11 protein-coding genes and 4 pseudogenes are annotated in these 13,241 nt (G+C 65.6%); 5 read left to right on the top strand and 10 right to left on the bottom strand.

Going from position 1 to position 13,241, the window contains the following annotated elements:
* Positions 1 to 138: 138 nt before the first annotated feature.
* From LGM71_RS07785 to LGM71_RS07795, 3 genes are read right to left on the bottom strand one after another with little or no spacing between them, the layout of a single operon-like run.
* A complete protein-coding gene (locus tag LGM71_RS07785; protein ID WP_226114531.1) occupies positions 139 to 1,635 on the bottom strand; it encodes an efflux transporter outer membrane subunit in 1,497 nt (498 codons plus the stop codon).
* Positions 1,632 to 4,805, bottom strand: coding sequence for an efflux RND transporter permease subunit (locus LGM71_RS07790; RefSeq protein ID WP_226114532.1), 3,174 nt, complete (start codon positions 4,803 to 4,805; stop codon positions 1,632 to 1,634). Before LGM71_RS07790 ends, LGM71_RS07785 begins: the two co-directional genes overlap by 4 nt.
* Before the next feature lie 13 nt (positions 4,806 to 4,818).
* Positions 4,819 to 6,027 (bottom strand): efflux RND transporter periplasmic adaptor subunit, encoded by a 1,209-nt coding sequence (locus LGM71_RS07795; protein WP_226114533.1) that lies wholly within the window; start codon positions 6,025 to 6,027, stop codon positions 4,819 to 4,821.
* Positions 6,028 to 6,106: 79 nt separating this feature from the next.
* Between LGM71_RS07795 and soxR the strand changes: the two genes are divergently transcribed.
* Positions 6,107 to 6,583 carry a redox-sensitive transcriptional activator SoxR gene (soxR, locus tag LGM71_RS07800; protein ID WP_124628937.1) on the top strand — a complete coding sequence of 159 codons (477 nt, stop codon included), beginning with the start codon at positions 6,107 to 6,109 and terminating at the stop codon, positions 6,581 to 6,583.
* Between the two features lie 33 nt (positions 6,584 to 6,616).
* On the opposite strand, the pseudogene LGM71_RS07805 reads toward soxR, so the two are convergent.
* A pseudogene (locus LGM71_RS07805) lies at positions 6,617 to 6,910 on the bottom strand (SDR family oxidoreductase); the annotation flags it as partial.
* Positions 6,911 to 6,913: 3 nt separating this feature from the next.
* Between LGM71_RS07805 and LGM71_RS07810 the strand changes: the two are divergent.
* Positions 6,914 to 7,202: pseudogene (locus LGM71_RS07810) on the top strand (LysR substrate-binding domain-containing protein); the annotation flags it as partial.
* Between the two features lie 24 nt (positions 7,203 to 7,226).
* Here the strand turns inward: LGM71_RS07810 and LGM71_RS07815 are convergent.
* On the bottom strand, positions 7,227 to 7,880 hold the full coding sequence (locus tag LGM71_RS07815; protein WP_226114534.1) for a TetR/AcrR family transcriptional regulator: 654 nt from the start codon (positions 7,878 to 7,880) through the stop codon (positions 7,227 to 7,229).
* Between the two features lie 146 nt (positions 7,881 to 8,026).
* Here LGM71_RS07815 and LGM71_RS07820 point away from each other — a divergent pair, with 146 nt between their 5' ends.
* Both LGM71_RS07820 and LGM71_RS07825 read left to right on the top strand, forming a co-directional pair.
* The gene (locus LGM71_RS07820; RefSeq protein WP_226114535.1) at positions 8,027 to 9,319 is read left to right on the top strand and encodes an NAD(P)/FAD-dependent oxidoreductase; all 1,293 of its coding nucleotides are present in this window, start codon (positions 8,027 to 8,029) and stop codon (positions 9,317 to 9,319) included.
* 44 nt (positions 9,320 to 9,363) lie between these two features.
* Positions 9,364 to 9,753 (top strand): DUF3331 domain-containing protein, encoded by a 390-nt coding sequence (locus LGM71_RS07825; RefSeq protein ID WP_226114536.1) that lies wholly within the window; start codon positions 9,364 to 9,366, stop codon positions 9,751 to 9,753.
* Between the two features lie 2 nt (positions 9,754 to 9,755).
* Here LGM71_RS07825 and LGM71_RS07830 read toward each other — a convergent pair.
* Both LGM71_RS07830 and LGM71_RS07835 read right to left on the bottom strand, forming a co-directional pair.
* Positions 9,756 to 9,953: pseudogene (locus tag LGM71_RS07830) on the bottom strand (dicarboxylate/amino acid:cation symporter); the annotation flags it as partial.
* 95 nt (positions 9,954 to 10,048) lie between these two features.
* Positions 10,049 to 10,503: pseudogene (locus LGM71_RS07835) on the bottom strand (gamma-glutamyltransferase); the annotation flags it as partial.
* A gap of 129 nt (positions 10,504 to 10,632) precedes the next feature.
* Between LGM71_RS07835 and LGM71_RS07840 the strand changes: the two are divergent.
* Positions 10,633 to 10,911, top strand: a complete 279-nt coding sequence (locus tag LGM71_RS07840; RefSeq protein WP_226114537.1) for a MurR/RpiR family transcriptional regulator — start codon at positions 10,633 to 10,635, stop codon at positions 10,909 to 10,911.
* Between the two features lie 324 nt (positions 10,912 to 11,235).
* Here LGM71_RS07840 and LGM71_RS07845 read toward each other — a convergent pair whose 3' ends face one another.
* The 3 genes from LGM71_RS07845 to LGM71_RS07855 all read right to left on the bottom strand — a co-directional run bounded on the left by LGM71_RS07845 (position 11,236) and on the right by LGM71_RS07855 (position 13,192).
* Positions 11,236 to 11,493, bottom strand: coding sequence for a PAAR domain-containing protein (locus LGM71_RS07845; protein ID WP_226114538.1), 258 nt, complete (start codon positions 11,491 to 11,493; stop codon positions 11,236 to 11,238).
* A 255-nt stretch (positions 11,494 to 11,748) separates the two neighbouring features.
* Entirely contained in the window at positions 11,749 to 12,336 is a 588-nt protein-coding gene (locus tag LGM71_RS07850; protein WP_226114539.1) for a DUF6708 domain-containing protein, read from the bottom strand.
* A gap of 58 nt (positions 12,337 to 12,394) precedes the next feature.
* Positions 12,395 to 13,192, bottom strand: coding sequence for a DUF6708 domain-containing protein (locus LGM71_RS07855; protein WP_226114540.1), 798 nt, complete (start codon positions 13,190 to 13,192; stop codon positions 12,395 to 12,397).
* Positions 13,193 to 13,241: the final 49 nt, after the last annotated feature.

The following is a 13,241-nucleotide window of genomic DNA, read 5'->3' on the forward strand; positions in this document are numbered from 1 at the left end:
CGCATGCGGTGCCGGCGATGCAAGGCAGGTGCGACGGCGATGCGCGGGGCTGCCGTCAGCGGACACCAGGTCGGCGCTCCGCCCCCTGTTGAACGGCGGGCGGACGACCCGCGCCAGCCTGCCTCGCGGCCCGGCGTGCTACTGCACCGATCGCGCGACCGGCCCCGGTGCGGCCTGCGCCGTTCCCGCCGGCCAGCCTCCCGCGAGCGCCTTGTACAGCACGACCGTCGACGCCGCGCTGCGCATCCGCCCGTCGGCCGCCGCGTCCTGCGCCTGCAGCAGCGTCCGCTGCGCGTCGAGCACTTCGTAATAGTCGATCGCGCCCGCCGCGAAGCGCGTCTGCGCAAGCTGCGCCGCGCGTGCGCTGTCGTCCGCCGCCCGCACGAGGTGCGCGGTCTCGTCCCGCGTGCGGGCAACGCGCAGCAGCGCGTTCTCGGTTTCCTCCAGTGCGCCGAGCACAGTCTGCCGGTACTGCGCGAGCTGGCCGGCCGCCTCCGCGTCGCTCGCCGCGATCCGCGCGCGCACGCGGCCGACGTCGAGGAACGACCAGTCAACGCCGAGCGCGATCAAGTTCGTGTCGCTGCCCGCACGGAAGAACCCATAGCTGCTCGTCGCGCTGCCGAGCAGCCCCGACAACGTAAAGCGCGGAAACAGGTCGGCCGTCGCGACGCCGACCCGCGCGGTCGCCGCGTGCAGCCGTGCCTCGGCAGCCGCGACATCGGGGCGCCTGCGCAGCAGGTCGCCCGGCGTGCCGGGATCGATGTCGGCGGCAAGCGCCGGCAGCGGCACCGGCGTGCCTTTCGATGCGTCGTCGTTCGGGATGTCGAACCGGCCGATCAGCGCATCCGGCGTCTGTCCGGTCAGCACCGCGAGCCGGTGCTCGTCGACGCCAATCGCCGATTCATACACGGCGATCCGCGACATCGTCGATTCGTACTGTGCGCGCGCACGCGCCGCATCGAGCTCGGAACCGCGCCCCGCGCCGACGCGCGCATTGATCAGCGCGAGCGTCTGCTTCTGGTTGTCGGCGTTCTCGCGTGCGATCCGCAGCCGCTCCTGCGAGCCGCGCAGATCCACGTACGTGCTCGCGACCTCACCCGCGATCACGACACGCACCGCGCGTACGTCGGCCGCGCTCGCGGCCGTTTCCGCGCGCTGCGACTCGATCGACCTGCGCACGCGTCCGAACAGGTCCAGTTCCCACGCCGCGTTGATCCCGACATTGGATATCGGCGTATCGCGCTGGCTGCGCGGTGCGCCGAACGCCTGGTCCTTGCTCATTAGCTGGTGGCCGATCTGGCCGCTCGCGGTAATCGTCGGATAGCGGTCGAAGGTGGCATGCGACAGCAACGCGTTCGACGCGTCGTAGCGCGAGACGGCGACCTGCAGGTCGTGGTTCGCCGCGAGCGCCGAGTCGATCAGCTGCGTCAGCGCCGGATCGCCGAAGCCGCCCCAGAACGTGGCATCGGCAGCCGCCGACGCGTCGGGCGACGTCGCGTCCTGCATGGCCGGATGCGCGTCGCGTGCGAAGCGCGCGGCAGCCGCCGTGTCTGGCCGTTTGAAATCGGGGCCGACCGCGCACGCGGCGAGCGTCAACGACATCACGAGCGCGGAAAGACGGAACGCGGCGCTCATCGGTTTTCTCCTTCGAGGGTGCCGTGCTGTTCGCTCCACACGGCCGGCGTGCCGCCCGCGAGCTTGCGGATCGCCACATAGAACACGGGCGTGAGGAACAGCCCGAACAGCGTGACGCCGAGCATCCCCGCGAACACGGTGACGCCGGTGGCCGCTCGCACCTCGCTGCCCGCGCCGCTGCCGATCAACAGCGGCACCGCGCCCGCGATGAACGCGACCGACGTCATCACGATCGGCCGCAACCGCAGCCTGCACGCCTCGAGCGCGGCTTCGATCACGCCCTTGCCCTGGATTTCAAGCTCGCGCGCGAACTCGACGATCAGGATCGCGTTCTTGCACGCGAGGCCCATCAGCACGACGAGACCGACCTGCACGAACACGTTGTTGTCGCCGCCGGAAAGCCATACGCCGAACAGCGCCGCGCACATGCATACCGGCACGATCAGGATCACCGCGAGCGGCAGCGTCCAGCTCTCGTACAGCGACGCGAGCACCAGGAACACGAGCATCACCGCGAGCGGGAACACGACGATCGCCGCGTTGCTCTGCGTGACCTGCTGATAGCTGAGGTCGGTCCATTCGAGCGTGATGCCCGGCGGCAGCACGTCCTTCGCGATCTGCTGCAGCTTCGCGATCGCCTGCGACGACGACATCGCCTTCGGGTCCGCGTCGCCGATCAGGTCCGCAGCCGGATAGCCGTTGTAGCGGACGACCGGATCCGGCCCGTACGCGGGCGCGACCGTCACCATCGAGCCGATCGGCACCATCTCGCCCTTCGCGTTGCGGGTGCGCAGATTCGCGATGTCGGCGGCCGTCTGCCGGTGACCGGCATCCGCTTGCGCCATCACGCGGTACACGCGGCCAAACAGGTTGAAGTCGTTCACGTACATCGAGCCGAGATAGACCTGCAGCGTGCTGAACAGGTCGGTCAGCGAGACACCCTGCGCCTTCGCCTTCAACCGGTCGACCTTCATCTCGAGTTGCGGGATGTTCGCCTGGTACGAGCTGACCGGGTAGCTCATCCCCGGCGTCTTCGCGACTGCGGCCTGGAACGCGGTGAGCGCGTTCTGCAAGGCGCCGTAACCCAGCCCGCCGCGGTCCTCCAGGTACAGCGAATAGCCCGAGCCGTTGCCGAGCCCCTGGATCGGCGGCGGCATCAGCGCATAGGTAATGCCGCCACCGATGGCCGAAAAGCGTGCGTTCAGGTCCGCGTTGATTTCCGCGGCGCTGCGGTGGCGCTGGTCGAACGGCTTCAGGATCACATACGAGTTCGTGATGTTCGGCGTGTTCACGCCCTGCAACGCGTTCAGCCCCGCGAACGCCGGCACTATCTCGACACCGTCGGTGCCGAGCGCGACCTTCGTCATCTGCTCGGTCACCTCGCTGGTGCGCGCGAGCGATGCGCCTTCCGGCAACTTCGCGCCCGCGAACAGGTACAGCTTGTCCTGCACGGGGATGAAACCGCCCGGCACCGCGTTGAACAGCAGCGCGGTCGCCGCGAGCAGCACCGCATAGACGGCGAACACCACGCCGCGCCGCTTCAGCGCGCGACCGACGACGCCGTGATAGCGGTCGGAGCTGCGCTCGAAGAAGCGGTTGAACGGATGGAACAGCCAGCCGAATGCGCGGTCGAGCCCACGCGCGAGCGCATCCTTCGGCGTGCCGTGCGGGCGCAGCAGCTTCGCGGCGAGTGCGGGCGACAGCGTCAGCGAATTGATCGCGGAGATCACCGTCGAGATCGCGATCGTCACCGCGAACTGCCTGTAGAACTGGCCGGCCACGCCCGACATGAACGCCATCGGCACGAACACCGCGCACAGCACGAGCGCGATCGCGACGATCGGCCCCGACACCTCGCGCATCGCCTGATGCGCGGCGTCGCGCGGGCTCAGCCCCTGTGCGATGTTGCGCTCGACGTTCTCGACCACCACGATCGCATCGTCGACGACGATCCCGATCGCGAGCACGAGCCCGAACAGCGTCAGCGTGTTGATCGAATAGCCGAGCAGATAAAGCCACGCGAACGTGCCGACCACCGATACCGGCACCGCGACGAGCGGGATGATCGACGCGCGCCACGTCTGCAGGAACAGGACCACGACGAGCACGACCAGCACGACGGCCTCGATCAGCGTGTGCTGCACCGCGCCGATCGATTCGCGCACGAACACCGTCGGATCCCACACCGGGCGATACGCGATGCCCGGCGGGAAACGCTTCGACAACTCGTCGAACTTCGCATACACGGCCTTCGCGACCTCGAGCGCGTTCGCGCCCGGCGACAAGAAGATGCCGACCACGGCCGAATGCCGGTCGTTGAAATACGAGCGCAGCGTGTAGTCGCCCGCGCCGAGCTCGACGCGCGCGACGTCGGATAGCTTCACGACCTGGCCGTCGTCGCCGTTGCGCAGCACGATGTCGCCGAATTCCTGCACCGTGCGCAGCCGGCCGCGCACATTGATCGACAGCAGGAAGTCGTTCTTCTTCGGCGTCGGCTCCGCACCCAGCTGGCCAGCCGATACCTGCACGTTCTGCTCGCGCACCGCGGCGATCACGTCGCTCGCGGTCAGCCCGCGCGATGCCAGCCGGTTCGGGTCGAGCCAGAGCCGCATCGCGTAGTCGCCGGAGCCGTACACGCCGACATCGCCGATGCCGGTCAGGCGCGACAGCTCGTCCTTCACGTTCAACGTCAGGTAGTTGCGCAGGTACAGCGAATCGCGGCTGTTGTCTGGCGAATAGAGGCTCACGTACATCAGCGGCGTCGGCGACTGCTTCTGCGTGGTCACGCCGTACTGGCGCACCTCGTCGGGCAGGCGCGACAGCGCCTGGCTCACGCGGTTCTGCACGCGCACGGCGGCCGTGTCGGGATCGACGCCCTGCAGGAAGGTGACGACGACCTGCAGGCTGCCATCCGAGCCCGCGACCGACTTCATGTACATGATCCCTTCGACGCCGTTGATCGCTTCCTCCAGCGGCTCGGCGACCGATTCGGCGATTTCCTTCGGGTTCGCGCCCGGGTACGTCGCACGCACCACGACGCTCGGCGGCACGACTTCCGGATATTCGCCGGCCGGCAGCATCGGGATCGAGATCAGGCCGAGCGCAAAGATGACGATCGACAGCACGACCGCGAAGATCGGCCGGTCAATGAAGAATCGGGAAAAATCCATCGCAGGGCTCCCGTTATTGCGCGACCGGCGCGCCGGCGTCGGCCACGGCCTGCATGCCGCTGCCCGGCCCGGTGCCCGCGTCCGCATGCACGGCCAGCGCCTTCGGCTTCACCTGCGCACCTGGATAGTAGATCCGCTGCACGCCGTCGACGACCACGCGATCGCCTGGCTGCAGCCCCTTCTCGACGATCCGCTCGCCGTCCAGCACACGGCCGATCGTCACGTCGCGACGCAGCGCCTTGTCGCCGGCGCCGATCACGTATACGTACTTGCGATCCTGGTCGGTGAGCACCGCCTTGTCGTCGACGAGCAGCGCGTCCTGGTCGCGGCCGCTGACGAGCTGTACCCGCGCATAGAGGCCCGGCGTGAACGTGTGGTCCGCGTTCGGCAGCCGCACGCGTGCACGGATCGTGCCGGTTTGCGGATCGAGCCGGTTGTCGAGGAAATCGACGGTGCCCGCGTGCGGGAAGCCCGTCTCGTTCGCGAGGCCCACGCGCACCGGGTCCGCGCCGATCGCCCGATGCTTCCGGTCGGCGCGCCGCGCGTTGTAGCGCAGGTAGCTCTGCTCGTCGCAGTCGAAATAGACGTAGACGGGGTCCTGCGACACGACCGTCGTCAGCAGCGTCTCGTCCGCGCGCGCGAGGTTGCCGGCGGTCGCGATCGCGCGGCCGACTCGCCCGGCGATCGGCGAACGCACTTCGGTGAAGCCGAGATTGAGCTTCGCGTCCGCGACGGCCGCGTCGGCCGCCCGCAGGTCGGCGCGCGCCTGCTCCGCGGTCGAGCGCGCGTTGTCGAGTTCTTCCTGGGAGGTTGCATGCGCATCGATCAGCGTCCGCACGCGTTTGAGCTGTACATCGGCGAGGCTCGCGGCCGCGCGCGCCCGCTGCTGCTGCGCGTTCGCGCGGTCGAGCGCGATCCGGTACGGGCGTGGATCGATCTCGAACAGCACCGCGCCCTGCGCGACGAGGTCGCCCTCCTTGTACGCGATGCGCTGCAGATAGCCGCTCACGCGCGGTCGCAACTCGACCGCGTCGACCGCTTCGACGCGTCCGTTGAATTCGTCCGCGAGGCGGACCGTGCGCGGCGCGACGGTCGTCACACCGACTTCGGGCAGAGGATGGACCGACGATTCGCCTTTGCCGTCATGACAGCCCGACAACGTCAGCAGCAATGCGCAGGCGGCGCTCAAAGGCGACGTCCTGCCTGGGGATAAGAAGAGCATGATGCCTCGCGACGGGTTAAACTGCCGCGTAGCATAAAAGTTGAAGTTAACTTCAAGTCAAGCTTTCCCGGAGGGCGTCATGGGTATCGACGAAACCACGCAATGGCCGCTGATGTCGATCCGCGAAGTAGCCGCGCGCAGCGGCGTGCCGGCATCGACGCTGCGCTTCTACGAGAAGCGCGGGCTTATCAAGTCGCACCGCAACGGCTCGAGCCATCGTCACTATTCGCGTGCGGTGCTGCGGCTGATCGCGTTCATCGTGTTCGCGCAGAAGATCGGCTATTCGCTCGACGAGATCGCCGAGCAACTCGTGAGCCTGCCGGAAGACACCGCGCCGACGAACAAGGACTGGCAGCGGCTGTCGCGCGGCTGGAAGCAGCGCGTCGCGAACCGGATCGAGGAGTTGCAGCGGCTCTACATCAACCTCGACGAATGCATCGGCTGCGGCTGCCTGTCGCTGAAGCGCTGCAAGCTGACGAACCCGGAAGACCGCGCGGGCCGCAACGGGCCTGGCGCGCGGCGCTGGCTCGGCGATGCGCCGCCGGATCTCGACTGATGCGCGCGGCCGGCACCACATTGCCCCCTCACCTCAACCGACGCGCCAACCACCGTTCACCGCGATCGTCGCGCCGGTGACGAACGACGCACGCGGCCCGGCGAGCCACGCGACCGCGTCCGCGATGTTGTCCGGATGGCCAGCGCGGCCGGCCGGCGTCTGCTCGCGGATGGTCGCCGCGATGGCCGGCGCGACGCCACCGTCGCCGAAGAAGCGCGTCTCGGCGATGTAACCGGGCGCAACCGTATTGACCGTTGCACCGCGCGGCCCGAGTTCGCGCCCGAGCGCGACGGTGAACCCTTCGGCGCCGGCCTTCGCCGCCGCGTACTCGTGACGGCGTGCGCGCAGGCGGGCTTCGCACCGCGCGTGGTCCAGCAGCCGCGCCAGATGCAGACGACGGCCGGGCTGGTCCCGGTCGGAATCGGCGTCGCGCTGATGCCGCGCCTGTTCGTGCCGATGCAGCCGCAATATATTACGCTATGCGAACTGACTGGCACGTGCAGCCCGCTCGCGTACGAGCTGGCGATCGCGTACCGCACGCCGCCGTCCGCTCGTAGATGCGCTGCGCGAAAGCGCGCGCAACGCGGTGCACGAACTTGTGTTGATTGCGGCGACGTGACCGCGCGCATCGCGCGCGCGGCGCTCAATCGCCGAGGATGTTGAGCGCGACCGCGAGCACGGCCTGCCTGAATTCGTGCTGCCGCGTGGGCAGCGACGTGAACTCCCGCATCATGTGGCTGTACGACACGGTCATGCCGATCGCGCTCGCGATCATGAAGAACAGCACGTTCGGGTCCGCCGCCCGAATCTCGCCGGCCTCCACCGCTTCCGCCAGCAGCGGGAACATCACCTCGTGATACGGGCGCACGAGCCGCTCCTGCAGCCGGTCGAGCCGCGCGCCCTCCTCGGTCGCCGCCGTCGAGAAGAACATGCCCATGTCGGGCTCGTCGAATTCGTGATCGACGCACAGCTCGAGCGCGCGCCGTACGCGCTCGCGATGCGGCAGCGACGACGTGCGCAATGCACGCAGCGCGTCGAACATCGGTTGGGCCAGCTCGACGATCTGCTCGACGACCGCCAGCCACAACGTTTCCTTCGTGCCGAAGTGATGGGCGATCAACGCCGCGTCGATGCCCAGCTCGCGCGCGACTTCGCGCACGCTCGTCGCGTCGTAGCCGCGCTTCGCAAACGTGCGGCGCGCGGCGCGCAGTATCACGTCCGGACCGACGGATGCGTCCGCCTGCGGCCGCCCGCGCGTACGCCGCTTCGACGGCGCGCGCTCAGTGACTTCAGCCACGTTTTCCTGCTCCCCTTGAATGGTTCGAATGCCCGCGTTCGGGCCCGGTTTCATTTCCCCGGCATTGGACGGCCGCCCCGCTCCGTTGACACGCGAAGCCGGGAAGCGCTAGGATCATACCTTATTCATCACGTGATGATTTATCCATGACAACCCCTACACGCATCGTCATCGTCGGCGGCGGAATCGCCGGGCTGCAGCTCGCGACCCGTCTGGGCGAGCGCCTCGGCCGGTCCGGGCGGGCGCAGATCACGGTTGTCGACCGCAGTCCGACGCACATCTGGAAGCCGATGCTGCACACGATCGCGGCCGGTACGCGCGACGTCCAGCAGCAGCAGGTGATCTTCCTCGCCCATGCACGCGACCACGGCTACACGTACCAGCCCGGCGAACTGAAGGGGCTCGATCGCGCACGCCGCCGTATGCAGCTCCGCGAGATCCGCTCGCAGGACGGCGAACTCGTGCTCGAGGCACGCGAACTCGAATACGACGTGCTGATCGTCGCGCTCGGCAGCCAGGCCAACGATTTCGGCGTACCGGGCGTGCGCGAGCACTGCTACTTCATCGACAGCCAGCAGCAGGCCGAGACCTTCAACGAAGCGTTGCGGATGCGCGTCTTTCGCAGCATCGCGCGCGACGAGCCGTTCCGCGTCGCGATCGTCGGCGCGGGCGCGACCGGCGTGGAACTCGCGGCGGAGCTGAGCCGCTTGCTGGAAGTGGCGCAGGCGTATGGCGACGCGACGGTGCGCGAGCGGCTGCAGCTCACGCTGCTTGAAAGCGGCCCGCGCATCCTCGCCGCGTTTCCGCCCAGGATTTCCGCGTCGGCGCAGCGGCGGCTCGAACAGATCGGCTTTCACGTGCTGACGTCGACCCGCGTCACGTCGGCCGACGCGAACGGCTTCCACTACGGCGACGGTTCGTTCGCCGAAGCGGACCTGATGGTCTGGGCGGCCGGCGTGAAGGCGCCCGATTTCATGCAGGCGCTCGACGGGCTCGATACGAACCGCGCGAACCAGATCGTCGTCGGGCCGACGCTGCAGGCCACGGGCGACGAGCACGTGTTCGCGATCGGCGATTGCGCAAGCCTCTTGCCCGACGGCCATGAACGGCCGCTGCCGCCGACCGCGCAGGTCGCGACGCAGCAGGCCGAGCATCTCGCGAAGCACCTGCCCGCCTGGCTCGACGGCACGCCGATTCCGCCGTTCGCATTCCACGATTTTGGCTCGCTCGTGTCGATCAGCGACTACGACGCGTTCGGCACGCTCGGGCAGTTCGGGTTCTTTCGCGGCGGCTTCATCCAGGGGCGCTTCGCGCAGTTCAGCCACCTGATGCTCTACCGGCGGCACCAGCAGGCGCTGCACGGCTTCTCCAAGGCGACGCTGCTGTGGATCGCCGAACGGATCAACGGCTGCGCGCAGCCGCGCATCCGCCTGTCGTGATGCCGCGTATGGCGGTGTCGCGCAACGTTTCGAGGAAAACTGACATGAACAACCGTTTAGCGCCCTGGCTCGTGACCGTCGCCGCGATCGGCAGCTTCGACATGCCGTCCGTCTCGTGGGGCGTGCCGCGGCGGCGCAGCGTCACGCGCGACCGGCTGCCGTCGTGGGACGCAACGAGCAAGCCGACGATCAGCGTGCTCGAGCGGCCCACGGCCGACACCGCGATGATTTCGTGGCGCGACGCATGCACCGGGCACTACGGTTATCAGAAGTGGCGGCTGTTCACCACGCGCAAGCGCGGCGTGTGCGCGCTGTCGGGGCAGCCGATCGAGATCGGCGACAGCGTCTATGCGCCGCAACTGCTCGGCTCGGCGCCGGGCAACGCCGCCGCGATGGTGCTCGCGGCGTGCATCGACGACGCGGCTGAGACTTGAACGGACGTCGCCCGGCCGGCGCCATACGCCGGATCGCCGTTCTGGCGCTCCGGTTCCGCGTCGAGATGCGCGGCATGCGGTCGCGCTTTGGACTCCGGCATCAGCTCGCCTTCCCACTTCGCGACCACGGCGCTTGCGATCGAGTCTCCAACCGCGTTCGTGGCCGAACGGCCCATGTCGAGGAACGTGTCGATACTGAGAAAGTCCGCGAACGGACGCGCTGTTCGCCGTGCCGGCGTTCGCACGATCGCGAACGCCGGTTACGGCCCTTCAGGGTGGCGCGACCGCGAGCAGGTCAGTACCCGATCGACGAACCGGCCGGACGGCGCGGATCGTTGACGCCATAGATGTAGCCGACCCGCACGTTGCCGGACACCGAAGAATGTTGCCCGAACTCTGATGGCTCACCGCCTCCGTGCCGGGCAGGCCGACCAAGATCAGTTCCGCGGCGCCCCACGGCGTCTGCTCGACCATCTTGTAGCCCATGTTGCGCGGATCGCGAGGGGTGTTCGGCGAGAGGCCGCGGGTCTCGCAATAGACTTCGTCCGGCAGCCATTGATGATGGACGCGCGGCGCACCGACCGCATCCTGCTGCGTCATCCCGTAGTCGATCACATTCAGCACGGTTTGCAGCATGATCGTGATGATCCGCGAGCCGCCCGGAGAGCCGACCACCTCGAAGACCTTGCCGTCCTTCTTCAAGATCGTCGGCGCCATCGACGACAGCGGACGCTTGCCCGGCGCGATCGACACCGCGATGAATTCGTCGCTCTCTCGAATGGATGCGTTCCACTCGACCTCGGGCATCGATCTTCCAGCGGCTCTCGCAGTCGCTCGCCTCCACGATCGAAGGGCTAGACGCGGCGCGTTCGATGCGGCGTGGCGCTGCGGGCGAAGCCGGAAGTCCGCATCTTCTGCGGCGGCGGACGCTACACGGCGCCGCTCGCTTCGCTGATTTCGTTCACCCTCGCCTATGCGCGACCGCATGCTCCGTATGTCGAACCGAATGTCAATCTGGCGTCGGCCGCACTCACGGACATGGAGCCCGGCGACGTGCTCGTCATTTTCGATTTCCGCCGCTACCAGCGCGACAGCATCCGGGGCGCGCAAGCCGCGCACAAGCTCGGCACGCGTGTGCTGCTGGTCACCGACGAATAGCATTCGCCGATCGGCGAGTTTGCCGAAATCGTGCTGCGAATTCAGGGGCAGCCGTTCGCGATGCTGCAGACCAATGTGCCTGCGCTTGCGCTTGCCGCGGCACTCGTGATCGGTGTGACGAATCAGCAGCCGAATTGGCACTGCAGCGGATGGAGAAGATCGAATATCTCAATTCTGGGGGGATCGAGCCGGATATCAGTCAGCGGGATTTGCCGAAGGGAGGATTGACGCGGGTAAGTCGCCTCACCATGTAGAAGAAGGATTGGCCGCTCCGTCCAACCAGTGGCAATCCTTCAGGGCATGTCGACGGCGAAGTCAGTGCATTCATTCCACACAAAAGCTCTCTTCTCCTTCGATCAACTCGCCACCGTGACTCGTTCGGTCACCCACTCGGGCAGCTTGTCGGTCGCCCAAATCAAAAAACGACGCGCCGCTGGTAATCACCGCGCCACAACTGATCCGGTCGCCTACCCCTGCCACGGCCCGGCCATTGATGATCATCCCCGTCGAACCGCTCACGACAACACCCTCGCCGTGCTCCGGGCACATGTGCCTGTGTCCCACCAAGACTATTGCTCTCATCGTAGCTCCGTTGAATGATGTTTGAGGTTGTGTTGTTGACTTCAGTTAGCGTCGGTTGCCAATTCGTTGCATGTCAATTCTGCAGGGGCTGTTCGTGATTCGACGTCCATTTCGGCAGGCCAGTTAACCTTTGGGGCCAGCATGTACGCTATGTTCAATCTGTGTTCGTCCTCGCTGTCGCGCGACGGATAATCTGGCGGCGGTAGCGAGTTCGGGCCTTCTTGCATGTACGTACAGATATAGGCGCATGCCGACTCACCGTCTCCTTGCTCTCAACTGAAATCGGTCGATCACCTCGTTAGTGCCAGGTTTGACAACTGATAGCACCACGCCCCACTTCATTACGTGGCCACCATTGATTGCGCCTTGCTGCTGCCAGGCTTCGGCTCGAACATCATCCCAGTTATAGGCAATCGCCCGAACCGGCCAGCGTATGAACGGGTTCCACCATACTGCATCGATTTCGTACGCGTACATCTTTCGGCGCAAACGATTGAACCGCAGTGGAAGATCGCGCGGAGGAGAAACATCGGATCGGACAGTTACAAGTACAATCCACATCGATATTATCAATGAAACCACCCCTAACATTACGCTCTCCACATTCTCAAAATCCTCAAAAAGATATCTAAAACAAAAAACCAAGAACGGAACATAAATAAAATTCATGCAAACCATAAGCCCCCGAGCATCCACAAATGAGCGAGGCAACTCGAGATAAACGTCACTCAGATAATTTGGCGCCTGGCCGCCCAGACTTGGTTCATCATGCGGTACATCATTAGGTCCTGGCAAATCTACCAGCCAACCACGCACGGGGGGATTCAATTCCGGTCGAATCATCGCGAGTCCCGAGAGAAGCAAGCCATGCTCGATAAGGCATTTGACTCGACTGCCATCGTCATGCCCCGCCAACAATCGAAGCACGACAGGCCGAATCCGTCGGAGCCGTCCGCGATTCGATGTCCATCTCGACAGGCCATTTCACTTTCGGGGCCAGCAAGTACGCTATGTTCAATGTGCGCTCGTCTTCGTCGTCGCGTGACGGATAATCAGGCGGCGGCAGTGAACCCGGACCTTCTTGCATGTACGTACAGATATAGGCCCATGTTGCTTCACCGTCACCTTTCGCCCCCAGTTGGAACCGATCGGTCACCTCGTTGGTCCCCGGTTTGACAACCGACAACACCACGCCCCACTTCATCACATGGCCACCATTGATTGCGCCTTGCTGTAACCATGCTTCGGCCCGAACATCGTCCCAATCATAGGCAACCGCTCGAATCGGCCAGCGGATAAACGGGTTCCACCACACCACATCGATCTCGTATACGTACATCTTTCGACGTAGGCGATTGAAACGCAATGGCAAATCGCGAGGAGGAGATATATCCAAGCGTAGCATTAGCATCACACACCAAATGCATACCACGAAGAAAGCGCCAGAAATCAAGAAGGACTCGACATCAACCAACGTTAAATTAGAGAAAATAAAAACTGAAAACAACGCAGAACCGAAACCCAACCACATCAAAACTCCCTGCACCCTCAAATAAGATCGAGGTAACTCCAGATAAACATCACCTAGATGGTTCGGCACGTAACCATCCAACACTGGTTCCTCGTTCGGAACGGCATTCGGTTCCGGCAAATCAGCCTGCCAGCCGCGCGTGGGAGGATTCAATTTCGGTCGAATCATCGCGAGTCCCGAGAGATGCAAGCCATGCTCGATAAGGCATTTGACTCGA

Origin of the sequence: Burkholderia sp. AU33545, from assembly GCF_020419685.1 — a bacterium.
GTDB classification, from domain to species: Bacteria; Pseudomonadota; Gammaproteobacteria; order Burkholderiales; family Burkholderiaceae; genus Burkholderia; species Burkholderia diffusa.